The following is a 20,335-nucleotide window of genomic DNA, read 5'->3' as shown; positions in this document are numbered from 1 at the left end:
TGGTTTTAGTCGTCTATTGTTATGGTCTCCACTTCCTTAAAAGGAGAGAGCTCTATCTGTGTCATAGTAGACCGATATTCGGACCATTCGGTTACAAAAAAGTTGTTGGTGGTCTCCAAGGCACTTTGTAAAGCGGTTCTCGCCTGCTCCATCAATCGATTTTCAGTGGCAGTTAGACCATTTGGTCGACTTCCGGAATACCAGGAGGCTGCTTGTATACGCGACATTACGGTTGGATCGGAATTTCTAGTGATACCCTGACGGTCATCCTCTTTTCCAAGATAAAAAGCAATAATGCTATCAATTTGCTTCACGATTTCCTTACTGGCCTTTATTTCAGCTTCGTATTTTTCATCGTCTTCTTTCTTTAATTTTTTACGAAGTTCTTCTGCTGTTTCCTTGCTTTCCACCAATTGCGATACCGCATCGGCAGCAGCTTGCGTCATTTTTTCCAGCTTCTTTGAAGCTTCATACCGTTCATTTATGGCATTAGGAGGGACATCCAATCGAGGATCCGATTTTATCGTAATCATTGTTTCGGTTTCTTCTTCGCCCAAACTCAGCACAACTTTATAAGTGCCAGGCTTCACTTCAGTACCGCCGGGTTCGCGATTACGTTCCCTATTTCGACGAGAAGGTCGGTCTACGCCCGCTTCATCCATATACCAACGCCAGGTGTAGATTCCTGTGCTATCTGGTTTCTTCTGCTTTAGCGTTCGAATTAGTCGCTCGCCATCATAAATCCGCATATAGACACTGTCCTTGTGCTTCCCTTCCATATCCTTTGCTGTTGAAGTATTTTCTTCACTATCATCTTCTTCATCTTCACCTTCAACTTCATTTTTGGATTCTTCTTCATCCTTTTTATCCTCTTTTTTGAAGTAGTAGGAGATACGTGCACCATACTCTCGGTTTTCCCCATTATACATCGCATCTGCACCAAAGCGACTTCCAGTAGGCTGTTGATAGGCTGCTTGATAGGCCGTAGGAGGGGAGAAAACTTTAATATTTTGGTCTAATACCGAATTGTTTCTTGCAATTTCACGCAGCGGACGAATATCGTCCAACACCCAAGCGGCTCTTCCGAAGGTACCAATAACCAGATCATGTTCACGTGGATGAATCACCAAATCCTTTACCGAAACCGTAGGAAAGCCTTTTGTATACTTCTGCCAGGTTTTTCCAGCATCCATAGAAATGTATAGCCCATCGTCGGTTCCCAAGAACAATAAATTGCGTTCTTCAGGGTCTTCTACGATGCTCAGGGCATAACTGATGACATCATCTTCGTTTACGATACGCGTCCATGTTTTTCCATAATCCTTTGTACGGTAGGCATAGGGAGTGTAGTTGAAGCGACGATAATCGTTGGCAACTAACAAAGCTTCGCCTTGCGTTTTATTGCTTGCCTTAATCTGTGCAATCCAGCTTCCTTTTGGCAAACCGGGAAGGTTATTTGATACATCCGTCCAGCTTTCACCTCCATTTCTGGTGTAATGCACTTTTCCGTCGTCGGTTCCCACCCAGAGCATTCCGCGTTCAAGTGGAGAAGGCTCAATCACTAAAATTGTTGTATGGTTTTCAGCACCTGTCGCATCCATTGTCAGGCCGCCACTTTCGCCTTGCTTTTGCTTTTCAGGATCGTTCGTCGTTAAGTCGGGAGAGATAACATCCCACGTCAGTCCCTTATCGATGCTTTTATGCACAAACTGACTTCCGAAATAAAGCGTATTGCTGTTGAAGGGATCAATATTGATAGCGCTGTTCCAGTTAAAACGAAGCTGCATATCTGGATCGGGATGCGTCGGACGAACCGTATAGTTATTTCCGGTGATATGGTCGTAGCGACTAACATATCCCTGCTGGCTCATACTCCAGCCATACTGGCTATTATCAGGATCTGGGACTACATCGAAACCGTCGCCAAATGAGATTTCCTGCCAATAGCTATTTCGAATACCTTGGTCTTTCCAAACATACGCAGGTCCGCGCCAGGAACCGTTATCCTGCATTCCACCATAGACATTATAGGGAAACTCATTATCGACCGCGATATGATAAAACTGAGCTACCGGTAAATTGCCGATGAAGCGCCAAGTCTTTCCGCGATCGTGCGTAATGTTCAGTCCGCCATCGTTCCCATCCATCATAAAACTACCGTCGGTCGGATGAATCCACCACGCGTGGTGGTCTGGGTGAACGCCATTCGCGACACCATAGGCGGGCATCAGTTCGTCGAAACTCTTGCCACCGTCATCAGATACATTTACATAGGTGAAGATGGTATACAGACGATTTTCATTTTCAGGATCGACGTATATTTCGGCGTAGTAGAACGGCCGGTTTCCAATTTCACCCATATCATCGTTAATCTTCTTCCAATTGAAGCCTCCATCTTCACTTCTATATAAGGCATTCTTTTTCGATTCGATCAGCGCATATACACGATTCGGATTACTTCGTGAAATAGCAATTCCGATACGTCCCAAGTCGCCTTTTGGCAAACCATCGGCATCGGTGCGTTCTTCCCAGGTTTCCCCACCGTCATAGGTTACATGTAGCCCTGAACCTTCACCACCAGAAGTGAAAAACCAGGGATCGCGCTTGTGTTCCCACATTGCGACCATGATTTTATTTGGGTTGTTCGGGTCCATCACCATATCGGCAACACCTGTTTTATTGTTGACGAAAAGTATTTTATTCCATGTCTTTCCCCCATCGGTGGTTTTGAAGACCCCACGTTCGGGATGTTCGCCCCAAGGAGAACCGATAGCACCGACGTACACAGTATTTGGATCGTTCGGATGAATGATAACACGGTGAATATGACGCGTTTTCGCCAAGCCCATCGATTGCCATGTCTTTCCACCGTTCAGCGACTTATAAACACCATAGCCACCGTTAAGGCTATTGCGTGGGTTTCCTTCGCCAGTTCCTACCCATATTACGGATGGATTATCCTGTTGTATGGCTACCGCCCCGATGGACGCTGTTGGCTGGTCATCGAAAATAGGCTTCCAGTCGATACCGCCACTGGTACTTTTCCATAGGCCACCCGAAGCCGTTCCCACATACATAACATTGGGATCGTCGCTCACCACATCGATAGCGGTAACACGACCCGACATTCCCCCAGGACCGATATTACGGGGTTCCATGTCTTTTAGGATGTCCATGGGAAGTTCTTGTGAAAAGGATACTGAAGAAATGATTAAAAATGCTAGAAGAAAATTTTTTTTCATGTCTGGTTTTGATTGAAGAATAGTTGAATTTCTAAAGTTAAGAAAATGTGAAATAGCAAGTCTTAAAAGGCTGTTAATACCGCGGAAAAAAGTCGATTAAAACCCCTATCTTTAAGGTATGAAGAAGAAAAATAGACCGACGGGGTTTGTCTTTACCAAGCATACCCCTAAGGAACAGACTCCCTTTGAGCGACTTTTCGATATTTTTCAGGAATTGATTACCCATACCTCGGGCGACTTTGATGAGGCCATCGATTGGCTACGTCAGTTGGATGAAGAATATTCCTTGACTACCGACGAATATACCATCGACGATTTTATAGAAGATTTAAAAAAGAAAGGTTATATCCGTGAGGAAATTCAACCTAATGGTGCTGGTCCCGGAAAAGGAGAGGGAAAAAATACAATGACAGAGAAACTGGAACGCTCGCTTCGAAAGCGGTCCTTAGACCAGATTTTTGGGAAGATTAAGCGAAGTGGTTCTGGAAACCATAAGACCAAGTATATCGGACAGGGCGATGAGCAGGCCGGTGAATTTCGAAACTATCAATTTGGCGATCCACTGGACCGAATTTCCATGACTGAAAGTTTGAAGAATGCTCAGATAAATCATGGTATCGACGGTTTCAACCTAAATGAAAACGATTTGGTGGTAGAGGAATCGACCCATAAATCGCAAATGAGTACTGTGCTGATGATTGATATCAGTCACTCCATGATTCTCTATGGTGAAGACCGAATTACGCCAGCGAAAAAGGTTGCAATGGCTTTGAGCGAATTGATCACTACCCGCTATCCAAAGGATACACTTGATATTCTGGTTTTTGGAAATGATGCCTGGCCAATCAAAATAAAGGATTTGCCCTATTTGAATGTGGGCCCCTATCATACGAACACCGTCGCTGGTTTACAATTGGCGATGGATATGCTGCGAAGAAAGCGAAATACTAACAAACAGATTTTTATGATTACGGATGGAAAACCTAGCTGTATGCAGCTTTCCGATGGGCAATACTATAAAAATAGCGTTGGTTTGGATCCTGAAATCGTGAGGAAATGCTATATGATGGCGCGACAGGCGAGGAAGCTTCATATTCCGATCACAACCTTTATGATTGCTCAAGATCCCTATTTGATGCAGTTTGTGGATCATTTCACCGCTGCAAATCAAGGAAAGGCATTTTATACCGGTTTGAAAGGATTAGGTGAAATGATCTTCACTGATTACGAAACTAACCGAAGAAAAAGAATACGGTAATTGCGCTTGAGAGAATAGATAAGTGAAGAATGGAATAGCGATAAAGGTTGAAATGATGGATGTTAAGGTATTTTGCCTTGCTGAACTCGATTCAGCAACTCAAAATAAGGAAGAGATTAAAATTTAATATAAAAACATCTTTTCTGATGGTCTTCACCTAAAGGATCTTCCCCCTTTGAAGGGGGAGAGAGGGGGATGTCAGAAAAAGAAAATTGCAAATATGAACATAGAAAATATCACCACCCTCGGTCAACTAAAAGAAGCTGGCTACGAACCGAAAACCATAAAAGAGGAACTGCGACGGAACCTGCTTCAGAAGCTGATGAAGAAGGAAACCGTTTTTGAAGGTATCCATGGCTACGAATACACCGTGATACCCGAGTTGGAGCGCGCCATTCTTTCAAAACATAATATTAATCTCCTAGGACTACGTGGACAGGCAAAAACCCGTCTGGCACGTCAGATGGTGGGATTGTTAGATGAATATGTTCCCGTGGTGAAGGGAAGCGAAATAAACGATGATCCGTTTCACCCGCTTTCCCGCTATGCAAAAGAACTTGTTGAAGAAAAAGAAGACGATACGCCCATTACTTGGTTGCATCGTGAAGAGCGCTTCACTGAAAAACTGGCGACACCAGATGTTACCGTAGCCGACTTGATCGGTGATGTAGACCCGATAAAGGCTGCCAATTTGAAACTGACGTATGCTGATGATCGCGTCATCCATTTTGGAATGATTCCACGTGCAAATCGCTGTATTTTTGTAATCAACGAATTACCAGATTTACAGGCTAGAATTCAGGTAGCACTTTTCAATATCCTGCAAGAGGGCGATATTCAGATTCGAGGCTTTAAACTTCGATTGCCGTTGGATGTACAATTTGTCTTTACGGCCAACCCTGAGGATTATACCAATCGTGGAAGTATTGTCACGCCGCTGAAGGACCGTATCGGATCGCAAATCTTGACGCACTATCCAGACGATATTGAGATCGCCAAAACCATAACGGAGCAAGAAACCGCAGAAGCTGCTAAAGTCAAAAGTCATGTGTATGTACCGGAATTGGCACGGGATATTTTGGAACAGATCAGTTTTGAGGCACGCGATAGTGAATTTATCGATGTGAAAAGTGGCGTAAGTGCTCGATTGAGTATTACAGCCTTCGAAAACTTATTGAGTACAGCCGAACGCAGGGCGCTGCAAATTGGAGAAGAAAAGACATCGGTTCGGTTGAGTGATTTTATGGGAATTGTGCCTGCTATTACAGGAAAAGTTGAATTGGTATATGAAGGGGAACAGGAAGGTGCTGTCGAAGTTGCCGAGCAGCTTATTTCAAAAGCGGTGAAGTCTCAGTTTGAGGAATATTTTCCGAAGATTGAAAAGCTACAGAAACAAAGCGACCGCGATCCGTATGCTGAAGTTGTGCAATGGTTTTTTGATGAAAGTAACTTTGAATTGTTAGATACTTTAAACGAAACCGATTATAAGCGACAATTGGATAAAATTGAGCCTTTAGATCGCTTGCTTGATACGCATGTACCAGATGTAGAGAAGAAAGACCGGCCATTTATGAAGGAGATGGTACTTTGGGCGCTGGTAGAATACAACAAGCTTAGTAAGTTCAATCTAGGCGATGGCGTTCAGTTTAAGGATGTGTATGGCGGTTATATCAGTGATCTGTAATTTGAAGATGAAATAACGGGCTGAAGAAGTCTTCTAGCTGTTTTTCAATCATTTTAAAACTTTCTGTGGAAGGGGGTAGATCATGATAAATAGCCGTGATATTGCTTCTTTTATATAAGAATATTGTGTTCTTATTTGTTGGGTCAAGCTGTAGTTTGTGAATATTTGAGATCGTATCCTTCAAAGAAGGAACAATGGTCAGAGCCGTATGTTTCAGTTGAAGTCGGGTGCCAATATCCCTCATAAAGTATTTTTGTTTTTCAAAGGATTTATTTTCATTGCCATAAACAAAGTACACTTTTAAATATGGAGTTTGTTGTTCAGCCAAGAATTCGAAATACGAAAGCCACTCCACAATAGCATCACAATCCGGATTATTTCCCACGAAATAAAGAATGCCCTGAAACCGACCATATTTACAAATCGGGCAGGTTTTGCTACCGATATCCGGTCCAAAGACATGATAAGGCGTAAACGACGTCAGGTCTTCACCTACCTGAAGTCCACCCATAGCGGTAGCATCTCTTCATGGATAGCCAGGAATGTTGAGTCCTAATATGATGTTGTGCTCTGCTATCAACATGCCATCGCGTTTAACCGTTCGCAAAACACCACTTCCACCTCTATTTCGCATGGCTGCTCTGTATTCAGTAGTTACCAAGGGATCATTGTCGAATATGAACTCATCGAGCCAATAGTGTTGTATGCCAGGTTCTTTAATGGATGGATGAATATGGGCGGGAGTGTTGCGATTCGGGTATGCTCCAGGCATACTGGTGTAAATAGCATAGTTACCTTCTGCATCCGATTGTACCCAACCGCGAATGGCACCATGGGGGCGAAGATTCTTTGGCAAACTATCAGGAGTAGGATAGACCCCTGAAATATCGGTATGATAATAATATAACACCACATTTGGAGCTGGTGTTTTACCATCCTTTTTTAAAATTTTTCCGGTTATGAGAAGCTTTTGGGTATCCTGCTTCCAACCCGGACTGGTATCGACTGACTTGATAGTTTTGGGCATTTCGGAATAGATAAGGTTCCGGTTTTCAAAAGGCCCGCCAACAGCAATATCTTCTCTTGTTGGTTTGAAATCGTTAGATGGTTGTTGGCCATTGCAGCTTCCAAAAAAAGTAGCTACGACGACTAGCATTAGTATGTGTTGAAAATTTTTCATATCATAAAATTGTAAAGGAAATTTTATAGATACAACCGAAATAGGCTTACCCGTGTTAGGATTGGGCTAAGTCGAGGCGAAAGAAAACACATTCCTAAAATTTTGCGTATACGTTCGGCTTAACCGAAGCACTTTTCCAGAGTGCAATTCCAAATCATAGTCGCCATTTCCGCGAGAAACCATAGCTTTTATATAGACTTCATTTACCAAGCATGATCGATGAATTTGGATAAAACCTTCCAATTTCAGCCTTTCTTTCATATTTGTTAGGGTATCTGCATGTAAATAGGTCTTTTCAGCGGTGTGTATGGCAAGATAGGGCCGCTCGGTTTGTATATATTGAATAGCATTGCAATCGATAAAAATACGTTTCGAAGCCACTGATACCATTATGCGACTTTTACGATTCCGATTTCGCAGGTTTCTTTTTACTTTTTTGATGATATAAAAATACAGTCCCATGTACGCTAAAAACAGGATCCATAATTGGTTGGCAAGACCATAACCGAAAACTTTGCTGAAAGAATATGGGTGTTCGTATAGCGGGAATGTCGAGATAGCGACAACCGATACTGAAAACACTAAAAGATGAAGTCCGCTTAGTACGATCAAACAGGGAGGTATCGTCCAGTGGGGAAACCGACGCCAAGTTTTAGCAAATCTCCGTTGGAGATATACGGAAGGAAAAAATAACAGCCACCACACTGCAAAAAGGGCCGATTCCGTAATATAGAAACTATAGTCGTTTACCCAAGAATGCAAGCGATCTTGAACCATGGTTAATAGATAACATATTAAAGGCAAGCCAAATACTATTTTTCGCACCGTAGTTTCTGAAAATCGAAGCATTTCTTTCTAATTTTTAGGAAGATACAAATAAATAATGGACGTGATTACTTCACTATCAATCGACAAACTGATTCCTGAAATAATAACTGACATTTTTTCATTTTACGTCAACTTCTGACAGTCAGATTTTTAAAGTATTTTCAAAAACTTCAATTTTCTTTTGAAAACTTTTTAAACAGAAACTGACACGCACCGATTTAAATCTATTTGGCAATTAATTTGCTGATGTTATATCGTAACTGAATGTTGAACTAAAATTTTTACGATTATGACAACCCTTGTAAAATCAAACAAGAATGGCAGTTTGGCAACTAGAAAATCAGGCATGACTGGAGCACAGCCCACTTGGTCTTCGTGGTTAGACGAATTGTTCCATAACGATTATTTGCCCAGTGTATTCCAATCGAATTTTAATATGGGCATGAGCCTTCCGAAGGTTAATATTTCAGAGAAGGACGATGCCTACAAAGTGCAATTGGCCGCACCGGGAATGAAAAAAGATGATTTCAATATAGAAATCGATAATCATGTCCTTACCATTTCTTCAGAAGTAGAACGTGAAAAGGAAAGGGAGGACGATAGTTTCACTCGAAAAGAGTTTGGCTACTCTTCCTTCAAGCGAAGCTTTACGCTACCAGAATCGGTCGATGATGCGGCGATTAAAGCCCAATATTCCGACGGGATACTCAAGCTTCACCTTCCTAAAAAAGAAGAAGCGAAGAAGAAACCAGCGAGAACCATCAAAATTTCCTAAACTTTGGAAGCCAAAAGAGGTCGCGAAAGCGGCCTTTTTTTATACCAATCCCTGAACAGCTCTTACGATTAGTACAATCCCGCTAATTACCATAATAGCAATTACCCATCTTCTGAAATGAAGTTTGCTCATTCGCTCCAGTAGCCATTTTCCAAATAGGTTTCCGAGAATAGCCCCAAGTCCGAGTGCCAGGCCGTAAATCCACAATTCACCTGTCAATAATCCGAAGAACGCATAACTACCTACCTGAGCAATTCCCAAAAAAAAGGATTGGGCCGATTTGGTTCCGACCAACGATTCCTTTTCGATTCCATAATTTAATAAAAAGGGATTCAGGATAGGACCCATACCGCCAGTGAAGGTTCCGATAATGGAAATAAGAAATCCTAGCGGAATAAAATACCATAGTTTCACATCGAAAGAACGTTCTTTCTTCCCAAACCGATATTGAAAAAAGGTACTTACCAAGAACAATCCGACCACAATTTGAATCCAATAAATCTTCACTTCAGTAAAAACCCAAGCGGCAAGTATAGCCCCAATCATAGCAGCAGGCACATAATACCAAAATACCGACCAAACAATATGCTTCCAAAAAATTATGATACGGCTGGGCCGACTGATAAACGTTCCTAGATTGATAACGGGAGCGGTTTGGGACGTTCCGATCAGGAAATTAAGGATGGGGATCTGCATCAAGGCACCGCCGCCGCCACTGATGGTCGATAGTGTAAAGGTAGCCACACCCAAAACGAAGAGTCCGACCAATAGCCAGGGAGAGATGGATGATAGCAGTTCGACCATAGCTTCAAAATAAGGATTAAAAAGAAAACCGTCACTGCTAAAGTGACGGCTTCAAAATAGATATCAATTTCTTATCGGTTCGGAATAATGAGCTCCTGTCCAGGATGAATAAGGTCTGGATTATCCAATTTGTCACGATTCGCTTCAAAGATACGTTGGTACATCATCGGGTCGCCATAGTAGTGCTTGGCGATTTTGCTAAGCGATTCGCCCTTTTCAACCGTATGGTACGCATAAGCAGTAGTGTCGGCCACCTTGATATCGGCCATGATATCGCTAGGATTTTCGCCACCGTGACGTTTAATTTCATCCCATAAAAGATCTTTGTGATATTGTGTATTTGCCGTTCCCCATACTTTTAGGGTGTTTCCCTCCACCTGAACATCACCATTTTGAATTTTCAACTTTTCACCTAAATCGAGAACGCTTTGATATTTCTGTTTAACCATGATTGTGCTTTTTTAGTGTTTATGTTTTAAAGATACGATTTTCTTCAAAAAATAACAGTCGATATTTCGTTCATAACGAGCCTCGTAGATAACAAATTCATATCGTTGCTAACCCTCTATATTTCAGTAATTTTAACGTAATATTATAGCCCTTTAATATTGCGTTATGAAACTCAGATGTATCTTTGTTTCAAACTTAAAAATCAACGCTATGAAATTTAGAACAATAATTTTATCACTTACAACAGTGGGAATGCTTTTCACTGCTTGTAACGATGGAAAGAAAGAAGAAGCAGAGGCGAAGGCTGAAGCAGATCGTATGGAAATGGAGGCTCAGAAAAAAGCTGAAGAAGATGCGATGAAAGCGCAGCAGGAATTTGACGATAATACTATCGCAATGAAAGCGATGAATAACGATCAATTCTCCACCTTGGTAAATGCTTTGAAACAAGCTGGATTGGCTGAAACTTTTAAGGGTGAAGGTGAATACACTGTATTTGCTCCTACCAACGATGCATTTAATGCTGTTCCGAAAGCTACTTTGGATAATTTGATGAAGGATGAAAATAAAGACCAACTTCAAGGATTGTTGAAGTATCACGTAGTAAGTGGTGAATGGAAAGCCGCTGACGTGATGAAAGCGATTAAGGATAACGATAACAAATATCGTGTAACCACCCTACAAGGGGAAAATCTTGTATTATCACTAGATGGTGATAAAGTGATGGTAACCGATGCGAAAGGAAATAAAGCAACTGTTGTAATGGCAGATGTTGATGCTTCCAACGGAGTTATCCATGCCATCGATAAAGTGGTTATGCCAAAAGGATAATCAATTAGATTTGAATAATATAACCTCACAGGTTTTCAAAACCTGTGAGGTTTTTTTATATCCAATTTTCACGGAGTCTTTCGAATGGCTTCAACCTCCGCGATGAACTCCAAAGGATTGTCAACATACAATGAAATATGATCACTCTTCCGACGCAAGCCATATAACATATTGACGGTGGTTGGTTTTCTAAGTTTAATCTCAATGTTATCCTCCAGCAGCGGACCCGAAAGTCCGATACTAAGTGCTTTATTGTCTTCTTCTGAAAGCGATGGTTTCCTGTTTTCAATGTGAAGGATATCCAAAATATCAATAGTTGTCTCTTTCAGGATGCCAAATCGTAGAATTGCCATTCCGTCTTTTATCTGAACAGGTCTTCTGGGAATTGATTTCATAATGCCCAGCACCTGTAGCCCAGTATAAATGCTAATTCCCGTTACAATCCATGCGACGACACCATTCCATTTGTCCAATAGTAGGTGAAGCACGGCCGTTTCAATCGTTAGAATAACCAGAATAGCAATAAAAGTAGAAACAATCCCATTCTTTTTGTGGTAGGTGAACTCCCCAGCCCCAATTATTCGCTTTCGCCATGCTATAAATCCGTAATAAAGTATCGCGAATTCCGAACTTGCAATAGGCACGACACGCGCTGGGAAAGACTCCCGTACGGCTGCTGTAATCGCATCATAAACATCTGGAATATGGTTATGGCTCTTAAAGGAATGTATTATCTTATAAACCTTGATTCCTACAAAGCTTATCGCCACAAGTTCCAATAAAGGCAACCCGTAGGTTTGAAATAAATCTAAATACCGATGCTGATTGTCGGGTAAAACATAGTGTCCTACCAAAAAACATACTATCGTAAAAGGTATAATGGTAAGGTTGGGGATACTCGTTCGCCTGATGAGAAGAAAATAGACAAGTGGTATCGTCATCAGGACATCGATCGAAATAGCTAAAGGAAGTGTCGAATGCTGTTGAAGTAGGGTAGCGCTACCGACGAAAAATAGCGAGGCGAGTAGCAATAGCGGCACTCCAATTACAAAACCGATGGACCGAGAAATAGAAGCAATGCGCATGGTCAAAATATATATATACGTTAAAGATAGCCAAACTTCCGTAAATCATTTTCGTTTTCCACCGACGCTAACATTCCGTTTGTGAGTAGGTGAAGTCGATCTGAAATCGCCATGATATCTTGATAGTAATGATCGGTGACCAAAATTCCCTTCCGTTCTTTTTGATGAAGTAAAAAACTTTTCAATCGCTCAATTTGTAGTGGTTCCAGCATCGAAAAGGGTTCATCCAACATCAGAAAAGGATGAGGACCATTAGCAATTAGCACCGTTTCAACATATTTTCGTTCGCCTTCAGATAGCTCCTCCACTTTTCTATTTGTCAATTTTGCCACTTCTTCATCATAAAAAACCATATCCTGTTGCTTTTCACCTTGAAGATAAATGGGAATAACATCACGAACCTTCAACTGTAAAGGTAAAAACGAATGTTGCGGAACGTAAGCGATATAGCGATTAGGAATTATTTCCGAAGGAAGAATTTCCTTTTCATTTAGTTGAAGCTTGATACGTTCTGCTGAAAGCGTTCCAAACAAAATTTTCAATAACGTCGATTTTCCGGAACCGTTTCGTCCGAGCAAACCCACAATTTTTCCGGTTTCCAATGAAAGCGATACTTCTCGCAATATGGTTTTAGCACCAAAGGATTTATGAATATTAGAGGAGTGAAGTAGTGCCAAACAGTAGTTGAATTAGTAGTGAAAGCAACCCAAGGATCGGAAGTCCTAGGATAGCATTCACACAAAATGATACAATCAATAGTTTCTTTCGTGTGAGTCCGAGGTTGAAGTAGAAGTAATATTGCTCCTTATAAAACATCTCGAATCCTAGAAACCCGATAGCCAATCCAACTGTAATAAATAGCAAATAGCCCCAAAGCATCCCAAATAGCAGAATAGAAAGTACCGCAAAGGCAGCGATAAAGGTCAGCAGCTCTTTATAAAAATTCCAATAGGCGCGTATTAACATAGACAATCTATTGATGGCCTATATGACAACCACAGCCCGGAACCAAGAAGCTTTCACTTTCTTGATGCCAAGGAAAAGCTTGGTTGTGTTTTTCATTTTCCCACCAAAAAGGTTCACGCTCTTTTTTACGGTTTCCGATTTCATTTAAGGTTTCAGCATCGTATAACCGACCGTTGCTCATCACCATTTCAATACTAGTGGTGTTTTCAATGTTTTCTAATGGATTATCGGTCAACACCAGCAAATCGGCCAATTTTCCTTTTTCCAAGGAACCGATATCCTCACCAGCACCGATATATTCTGCTGCATTAATGGTAGCCGCTTTCAACGCTTCTAGATTGGTCATTCCACCTTGTTGCAGCATCCAGGTTTCCCAATGAGCACCAAGTCCTTGTAACTGTCCGTGGGCGCCCATATTCACTTTTACGCCAGCATCACTCATTTCCTTCGCGGTTTCAGAAACCAAGATATGGCCGTTTTTGTATTCTTCTTGAGGCACTTTCATTCTATGGCGCGAGCGACTGTCGATAATACTTCTCGGTGTAAAGCGAAGCAACTTTTCATTCTCCCACACATTGTCGCGTTCATAGAAATAGAATTCACCATTCATACCGCCATAATTCACGATGAGGGTAGGTGTGTAGCCGGTACCGCTTTCACCCCAAACCTCCAGAATATCTTTGTATACGGGAGCGACCGGAATATTATGTTCTACACCCGTATGACCATCAATAACCATCGAAATGTTATGGAAGAATGTCGAACCACCTTCAGGCACGACGTTGATACCTTCTTCTCGAGCGGCTTGCAATACCTGCTGACGCTGATCGCGACGTGGCTGGTTGTAACTCTTCACACTTTTAGCTCCAAAGGCCTTGGTTCTGCGAATACTGCTTCGCGCATCTTCAAGACCATTGATAACAGCCTTAAAATCACCATCGGCACCGTAGAGAATAAATCCTGTTGAGTATAATCTCGGCCCGATTAAGTCACCCGACTTCAATAACTCTGATAAGGTGAACACCGTTTCCGTGTTGGCAGAAGGGTCGTGCGAGGTGGTTACTCCAAAGGCCAAATTCGCCATCAACTGCCAATTTTGTTGAGTGGTAAGTCCGTATCGAAATGCTCCCACATGCGCATGGGCATCGACCATTCCCGGCATAATGGTTTTTCCACTGGTATCGTACACTTTCGCATCGGTAGGAATTGCAACTGAATTCGCTTTACCAATGGAAACAATTTCGTCTCCTTCAATCACGATACTACCGTTTTCAATCACTTCATCGCCTTTCATGGTAATTATACGTGCGTTGGTGAAAGCGATTTTCCCTTGTGGTTTATCCACGGAAGCTGTAAGTCCAATTTTGATTCCCTCCGTAGTCATGTCAGGAACTTCTTCTGGCGAATTGGGCAAAAAGGTGAAACGATTCTCTAGTGCATTGCTGAAGTATTCGTCACCCAAGGTCCACATCACCTTTTCGCTATCCGGACTCCAATGAATGTTGATACCAGCATCCTTTGCTACTTGCGATATGGGTACCGCCTTCGATTTGTCGTCGATGTCGATAGTCTGGCCATTCATCACCAACGGAGCTACAAAGACTTTATGAAGGTTGGTAAAGGCGATCCATTCGTTGTTCGGACTTGGCACCAATCGATTGGCATATTTGGATGTGATGTGCTCGCGCTCGTCATTTCCTTCCAAGTCCACACTGATCAGTTTCTTTGTCAGATCACCAAAATACGTACCGCCGGTTTGAAGAAAAATTCGATTTCCATCTTTGGTGAAGGTTGGGTATTCGCCATCCTTAGTCACAAATTGCTCATTACCTCCTTGTGTATTCATGGTATAAATACCAGGCCTTTTGGTGAAGCTGAAGCCTTGATCGGTATTACCATCTTCTTTCCTAAATACGATCTGGTTTCCGTTAGGAGCGAAGCTTGGCGTTCTATAAATTGCTTTTTCTGAAGTAAGTTTCGTCGGAGTACCACCTGAAGTAGGAACCGTAAAAATGGCACCTTTTCCAAGATCGTTCCAGCTGACGTACACTATTGTGCTACCATCTGGGGAGAAGGCCGGTTCGAACTCGAAATCGGTGCCTGATGTTACTCTCGTAGACGAGCCATTGGGCAGTTCCTTTTTCCAAATGCGCCCCAATGCATTAAAGATAAGCATTTTTCCATCAGGGGAGGTCACAGCATGACGGATAACCTTTGGTGTAAAGCGATCGCGTTCAATAGGATTGGTGAAGTGGACCGTTTCGGCCAAATCGATTTTAACATCGACTTCAAATGGAATTTCGGTTACATCACGGCTTTCAATATTAATACGATTGATTTTTCCACCGCTCCAAAACACGATTTCCTTGCTGTTTGGCATCCAATCGAAATTCGGGTACACACCAAAGATTGCCCACGCCTCCTGTTGGTCTTTGTTCAGCTGATCGTAAATAGGCCATTCTTCACCTGTTTCCAAATCGTGAAGATATAGTGCGCTTTTTGTTCGAACGCGTTTGATAAATGCTAGCTTTTTGCCATCTGGCGATACGACAGGGCGCGCGGCACCTCCAGGACCACCAGTGATTGTTTCGGTTTCACCTGTTTCAAAATCGTAGCGCTTAATAGCATAAATTTGGTCGTTTGGATCTTTGTTATATTGAAAATAACCGCCAGGATATACATCTTCAGCATAATAGAGATACTTTCCGTCAGGAGAGACAAATGGTTCATTTACGTCCTGTTGGTCATTTTTACGTTCGGTAAGTTGCAATCCGCTTCCTCCAGTGATATGGTATTGCCACATTTCACCCGCACCCAAGCTACGCTCTGAAGTGAAATGCTTCCGAGCAATAAGATAGTTTCCGTTCGGCATCCAAACCGCATTGTTCAACAATCGGAAGTCTTCCTTTGTGATTTGCTTTGCATCGCTTCCGTCGGCATCCATCACCCAAATATTATCGCCACCACCAGCGTCGCTAGTAAAGGAGATTTTAGAACCATCTGGACTAAATCGTGGTTGCAATTCAAAAGGGATCCCAGTACGCAAGGCTTTCGCTTTTCCGCCGGAGATAGGCATGCTATAAATATCGCCAAGCATATCGAAGACGATGGTTTTTCCGTCGGGACTCACGTCCAGGTTCATCCAAGTCCCTTCATCAGTAGTAAACTTGTGGGTTTTATAGTTGAAATCGTAGCCTGGCTCGGCCACGTTCCACTCAGGGGTTTCTGCTGTATCTTTTTTCTTTTTTTGGGCTTGTAGTTGAAGCGTGAATACAAGCAATAGTGCACAAAGGATAAATCGCGTCATGATGTTGAAAATTGGACGCTAAAGATAACGATTATGTGGTTATCATGAATGTACGAATTCGGGTACCGCGACTTCCAATGGGTCGGGACATACCAAGATCTCAACCTTATCTACCGTTCCTAAATATTCCCCGTCAATTTGAAAAGGAATCGAACCATCCGTTCGGATAACAGCTTTATCGGTACTGATGGTTTCTGCAAACTCGGGATCCAATTTCACTTTATCGCGAACCGTTTTAATGATTTCGATGATATCCAGCTTTTTAAAGAGAACTAATTCGAACTTTTTATCATTTATCTTCCCATCGGGGTTGATAGTCGCGCCCGTTCCGAACTTTCGGGCATTGGCAATGGCCAACAAAACGCCCTCTTTTTCCCATTTCTGACCTTCCGCTTCAATGGAAAACTGAAAAGGGTATTCACAATCGATCAAGGTAGGAATACTTTGAAGCAAGTAGCCCAACTTTCCGCGGATCTGCGATTCCTCATAGTTTTTAATCAGTTCCGCATTGATGCCAAGATCGGCGACGTGAAGGCAAATCTGGTCGTTGAGTTTCAACCGGTCCATCGCTATAAAATGGTCGCCCAGCGCGATTTCGATCTGTTGTTTTCGTTCCTCCGGAATCTGAAAATGGGTAGCCAGACCATTAGCAGAGCCTGCAGGGAGAATTCCAATGGGGATATCCTTCCCCTCAAGAACACTGGCAACTAGTTTTATGGTCCCATCGCCACCGGCCACTAAAACCCGCTCTAAGGTTTCATCTGAAAGCTCTTTTTCAAGTTTTTTCGCATCGTTTTCACCTGTAGTTTCAAATACTACAAAACGTTTGTTGTTGCGGTCCACTTCGACTTCCACATCGCATATAAGGTCGGTTTTATCTTCGCCCCCTGAAACGGGGTTCACCACAAGTAGAATAGTCTTTTTAGAATTCATTGGGAAAGGTTATGCTTAAAAATAATTATTTTGAAAATTCCGAACCGTTAATAAATTCCAAAGAATGAAATTAGATTTACAATTATACCGAGGCTATGTAAACGAATCGGAATTAGTTGTATTTGGACATGTTTTTAAATCCTGGGCACCCGATAAATACCGTATCGACAGAAGGGGCATAAAGCATGCGTTTTCCATTCTTCACATGTTTACCATTTCACCTATTGCCAATAAGGAAGTCACCCTTCATTTTGAAGGAATGGAAGTCACAACCAAAACATTGGATGATGGCTATTTTCGGTTTACCATTCCTTTCACCAAAGAATTGAAACCAGGTTGGCATGAATACCGAGTGAGCTGTAATTTCAACGGATTTGGAATTATTGAAAAAGGTGAGCTCCTGAAACCTTATGAAAGCAAGTATGCGATTATTTCAGATATTGATGATACTTTTTTGGTATCGCACAGTAGCAATATTTTTAAAAAGTTATATGTGATGCTTTCGCGCAATGTGAACCGAAGAAAAACCTTTGAGGATGTGGTGAAACATTACCGGCATCTAAGCGTGGCTGGACAGGATGCTGAACAGGCTTCGAACTCCTTTTTTTATGTATCGAGTAGTGAATGGAACCTATATCGGTTTATCAATGCCTTTGCACAGCTTCAGGAGTTGCCAAAAGCGGTTATTAAGTTGAAGAAGATTAAGACAGGACTGATGGATTTTGTTCGATCGGGAGGGGGAAGCCATGATCATAAGTTCAATAAAATTAAGGATATCGTCAGTTTTTATCCCAATCTTCAATATGTCCTGTTAGGCGACGATTCGCAGCAGGATCCGTATTTATATGAACGGGTGGCGAAGGTTTTTCCGAAGAATATAAAAGCGATTTACGTTCGGCAGACAAAAAAGAAGCAGAAGTCTAAAGTTCAAAAAGTGTTGAAAAATATTGAATCGCTGGGTACCGAAACCTACTATTACCGAAAGAGCGATAAAGCGATTGAACACTCCCGAAAAATTGGAATTATCTAATCGTTTTTCTTGCTTATTCTTTGAAACCGAATAGCAGCCAATAATCCGATAACTGAAAATCCTGCCAACATCCAAAAAACATGTTGATGCCCGGTTTCGCCTGGTGAAGCATCTAACAAATATCCCATGGCTGGACCTGCGAAGATATCGGGGGTGTACCCAATCACTGAAATCAATCCCACAGCAGTTCCAGTTAGCGCCAAAGGAATGTTTCCTTCACGAAGTACGGCGAAATAAAGCACTCTCGCCGCATATACGCCAATGGCTGTTACCAGTAGGCCTAAAAAGAAAAAGAGTACGGTACTCGGACCAAAAAAACCCGAGGCGAATACCACACTTCCAATAAGCATGATGATAAAACCCCAGACGAGTAGGAGCGCTCCGCGCGTCCAATCTGCTAAAAATCCGATCAATACTCCGGTTACCGGTCGAATATACAATAGGAAGGTACCGACTTTAGCAGCGTCTACTTCATTCATTAACATGACATCGGTAGCGTATAGCGAAAAGACATCGGTGGTTTTATACCCGGTATAGGCACAAAGAATGATGACCATCAACAACCAGACAGCAGGAAGTTTCAGTACTTGACGAATTTCTTTCTTTCCAATCGTTTGGTGAAGGTTTTTGTCGCTTACTTGTTCACCCTGTGGCTTCAACAAAAAATATACGGCTATTCCAGTGGCTGCAATAATGGCTGTCGATACCCAGATAACTTGTTTAAACGCTTCAGTCCGTTCTCCCATATTAGCTGTTCCCACCTCTTCTGGTAATAGGAATGCAAATACGATGACACCAATCAGTCCGAAGCTAGCACCGACGAGACCGCGTCCGCCGTCCAAAAACCCGAAGGCTCTTCCTTGACGATTGTTCCCACCCCAAATGCGTGTTGCTTTTATCATGGCCGCCCAGAAGAGGAAGATGGTGGTGAAGCCCCAATATCCATACAAAAGTTTTAACCCAAAATAATCGGGAAAGGTGGCGTAATACATGCCACCAGCAGCGGTTGCTAGTAGCGAAAGGCTCATCAGCTTACGTGGCTCGAATCGATCGGCTAATGGTCCGCCAAAAAGATAGGAGAGGAGCGCCACGATTCCATAAATAGAAAAACAAATGCCGAGTTGCCAATTAGTAAGGTTGAACACTTCGAGCACTGTCGGTCTAAAAACCCTTGCGAGTACGAAGGGTAGAATAAAGACCGCTTCCCCCGCTAGGATGAGCAATAAGAGAATGTAGTATGGTTGTTTTTTTGAAGCCAATTTTAATCGATGGTCTTTAGTCGTTAGTCTTTAGCTGTTAGCTAAGGTTGTCGGTTGTTTTGAAGAGAAAGCTAGGTTTCAATTCATGTAAGCTTTATGCATAAAGCTTATTGCTTACGGCATATTGCGATTTACCTTGATTTCTTATTTGCTTTACAAAGTGCAATAATCTGTTGGATACGCTTTTCTCGGGTGGCTTCTCTTTTTGCGGCATGCAACCAGCTGAGGTACGATTTCCGGTAACTAGTAGCGAAACTTTCGTAATTTTCAAATGCTTTGGGATGTTTGTTGAAGGCTTTTGACAGATCATCTGGAACCACCAAGTTTTCAACATCATCCATTTCACTCCACTTTCCGTTATCCTTGGCCGTATTGATAGCCTCCCAACCGCTGGTATGAATCAAATCGGCTTTCGCCAATTCTTCAACATACGACTTATTTAAAGCACTCCAAGTGCTGTCGGGATTACGCGGACAAAAATACTGACGGCGTTTTCCGTTGCCAAGGCTTTTCACCGTACTATCAATCCAACCATAGCAAATGGCCACCTTAACAGCTTCTTCCCAACGCATGCTTGGGATGTCTACTTCAAGTTTATAGAAAATAAGATACACGCCATTAGTATACTCCATATGGCGATGATGCAGCCAATCGCGCCACTCCACATCCCTAGGAAAATACAATTCTGGTCGTTCGCTCATTT

General features: G+C 42.3%; 18 protein-coding genes. 5 read left to right on the top strand and 13 right to left on the bottom strand.

What is annotated here, in order from left to right:
- Positions 1 to 5: 5 nt before the first annotated feature.
- Positions 6 to 3,242, bottom strand: a complete 3,237-nt coding sequence (locus I4Q58_RS00595) for a WD40/YVTN/BNR-like repeat-containing protein (protein WP_203292679.1) — start codon at positions 3,240 to 3,242, stop codon at positions 6 to 8.
- A 118-nt stretch (positions 3,243 to 3,360) separates the two neighbouring features.
- Between I4Q58_RS00595 and I4Q58_RS00590 the strand changes: the two genes are divergently transcribed.
- Together I4Q58_RS00590 and I4Q58_RS00585 are read left to right on the top strand one after the other, a co-directional pair.
- Complete coding sequence (locus tag I4Q58_RS00590; RefSeq protein WP_203292677.1) at positions 3,361 to 4,500, top strand: vWA domain-containing protein; 1,140 nt, start codon at positions 3,361 to 3,363, stop codon at positions 4,498 to 4,500.
- Positions 4,501 to 4,720: 220 nt separating this feature from the next.
- Positions 4,721 to 6,184, top strand: coding sequence for a MoxR family ATPase (locus tag I4Q58_RS00585; protein ID WP_203292675.1), 1,464 nt, complete (start codon positions 4,721 to 4,723; stop codon positions 6,182 to 6,184).
- Here the strand turns inward: I4Q58_RS00585 and I4Q58_RS00580 are convergent.
- The 3 genes from I4Q58_RS00580 to I4Q58_RS00570 all read right to left on the bottom strand — a co-directional run bounded on the left by I4Q58_RS00580 (position 6,171) and on the right by I4Q58_RS00570 (position 7,976).
- Positions 6,171 to 6,695 (bottom strand): hypothetical protein, encoded by a 525-nt coding sequence (locus I4Q58_RS00580; RefSeq protein ID WP_203292673.1) that lies wholly within the window; start codon positions 6,693 to 6,695, stop codon positions 6,171 to 6,173. The genes I4Q58_RS00585 and I4Q58_RS00580 overlap by 14 nt on opposite strands.
- Positions 6,696 to 6,710: 15 nt before the next feature.
- Positions 6,711 to 7,364: a dioxygenase family protein gene (locus I4Q58_RS00575; protein ID WP_203292671.1), complete on the bottom strand. Its 654-nt coding sequence runs from the start codon at positions 7,362 to 7,364 to the stop codon at positions 6,711 to 6,713.
- Between the two features lie 66 nt (positions 7,365 to 7,430).
- Positions 7,431 to 7,976, bottom strand: a complete 546-nt coding sequence (locus I4Q58_RS00570) for a LytR/AlgR family response regulator transcription factor (RefSeq protein WP_203292669.1) — start codon at positions 7,974 to 7,976, stop codon at positions 7,431 to 7,433.
- A gap of 505 nt (positions 7,977 to 8,481) precedes the next feature.
- Between I4Q58_RS00570 and I4Q58_RS00565 the strand changes: the two genes are divergently transcribed.
- Positions 8,482 to 8,967, top strand: a complete 486-nt coding sequence (locus I4Q58_RS00565) for an Hsp20/alpha crystallin family protein (protein ID WP_203292667.1) — start codon at positions 8,482 to 8,484, stop codon at positions 8,965 to 8,967.
- 39 nt (positions 8,968 to 9,006) lie between these two features.
- On the opposite strand, the gene I4Q58_RS00560 is transcribed toward I4Q58_RS00565, so the two are convergent.
- On the bottom strand, positions 9,007 to 9,771 hold the full coding sequence (locus tag I4Q58_RS00560) for a sulfite exporter TauE/SafE family protein (RefSeq protein ID WP_203292665.1): 765 nt from the start codon (positions 9,769 to 9,771) through the stop codon (positions 9,007 to 9,009).
- A gap of 71 nt (positions 9,772 to 9,842) precedes the next feature.
- Positions 9,843 to 10,220, bottom strand: a complete 378-nt coding sequence (locus I4Q58_RS00555) for a LysM peptidoglycan-binding domain-containing protein (RefSeq protein WP_203292663.1) — start codon at positions 10,218 to 10,220, stop codon at positions 9,843 to 9,845.
- A 211-nt stretch (positions 10,221 to 10,431) separates the two neighbouring features.
- Between I4Q58_RS00555 and I4Q58_RS00550 the strand changes: the two genes are divergently transcribed.
- Entirely contained in the window at positions 10,432 to 11,052 is a 621-nt protein-coding gene (locus I4Q58_RS00550; RefSeq protein ID WP_203292661.1) for a fasciclin domain-containing protein, read from the top strand.
- Positions 11,053 to 11,120: 68 nt separating this feature from the next.
- Here the strand turns inward: I4Q58_RS00550 and I4Q58_RS00545 are convergent, their stop codons facing one another.
- Genes I4Q58_RS00545 through I4Q58_RS00525 form a run of 5 tightly spaced genes read right to left on the bottom strand, consistent with a single transcriptional unit; the run spans position 11,121 to position 17,343 of the window.
- Complete coding sequence (locus I4Q58_RS00545) at positions 11,121 to 12,137, bottom strand: hypothetical protein (RefSeq protein ID WP_203292659.1); 1,017 nt, start codon at positions 12,135 to 12,137, stop codon at positions 11,121 to 11,123.
- Between the two features lie 20 nt (positions 12,138 to 12,157).
- Complete coding sequence (locus tag I4Q58_RS00540) at positions 12,158 to 12,814, bottom strand: ATP-binding cassette domain-containing protein (protein ID WP_203292656.1); 657 nt, start codon at positions 12,812 to 12,814, stop codon at positions 12,158 to 12,160.
- Positions 12,792 to 13,103 carry a hypothetical protein gene (locus I4Q58_RS00535; RefSeq protein WP_203292654.1) on the bottom strand — a complete coding sequence of 104 codons (312 nt, stop codon included), beginning with the start codon at positions 13,101 to 13,103 and terminating at the stop codon, positions 12,792 to 12,794. The genes I4Q58_RS00540 and I4Q58_RS00535 overlap by 23 nt, the downstream gene beginning before the upstream one ends.
- Positions 13,104 to 13,110: 7 nt before the next feature.
- The gene (locus tag I4Q58_RS00530) at positions 13,111 to 16,410 is read right to left on the bottom strand and encodes an amidohydrolase family protein (RefSeq protein ID WP_203292652.1); all 3,300 of its coding nucleotides are present in this window, start codon (positions 16,408 to 16,410) and stop codon (positions 13,111 to 13,113) included.
- Between the two features lie 42 nt (positions 16,411 to 16,452).
- The gene (locus I4Q58_RS00525) at positions 16,453 to 17,343 is read right to left on the bottom strand and encodes a diacylglycerol/lipid kinase family protein (protein ID WP_203292650.1); all 891 of its coding nucleotides are present in this window, start codon (positions 17,341 to 17,343) and stop codon (positions 16,453 to 16,455) included.
- A gap of 64 nt (positions 17,344 to 17,407) precedes the next feature.
- Between I4Q58_RS00525 and I4Q58_RS00520 the strand changes: the two genes are divergently transcribed.
- Complete coding sequence (locus tag I4Q58_RS00520; RefSeq protein ID WP_203292648.1) at positions 17,408 to 18,373, top strand: App1 family protein; 966 nt, start codon at positions 17,408 to 17,410, stop codon at positions 18,371 to 18,373.
- On the opposite strand, the gene I4Q58_RS00515 is transcribed toward I4Q58_RS00520, so the two are convergent.
- Positions 18,370 to 19,632 (bottom strand): MFS transporter, encoded by a 1,263-nt coding sequence (locus tag I4Q58_RS00515; RefSeq protein WP_203292646.1) that lies wholly within the window; start codon positions 19,630 to 19,632, stop codon positions 18,370 to 18,372. The two genes, I4Q58_RS00520 and I4Q58_RS00515, sit on opposite strands and share 4 nt — an antisense overlap.
- A gap of 131 nt (positions 19,633 to 19,763) precedes the next feature.
- Positions 19,764 to 20,333, bottom strand: coding sequence for a YdeI/OmpD-associated family protein (locus I4Q58_RS00510; protein ID WP_203292644.1), 570 nt, complete (start codon positions 20,331 to 20,333; stop codon positions 19,764 to 19,766).
- Positions 20,334 to 20,335 lie beyond the last annotated feature (2 nt).

This window comes from Luteirhabdus pelagi (genome assembly GCF_016827595.1).
Taxonomy (GTDB): domain Bacteria; phylum Bacteroidota; class Bacteroidia; order Flavobacteriales; family Flavobacteriaceae; genus Luteirhabdus; species Luteirhabdus pelagi.
Note: the sequence above shows the minus strand (reverse complement) of the source record. Positions and strands in the feature narration are given on the sequence as shown.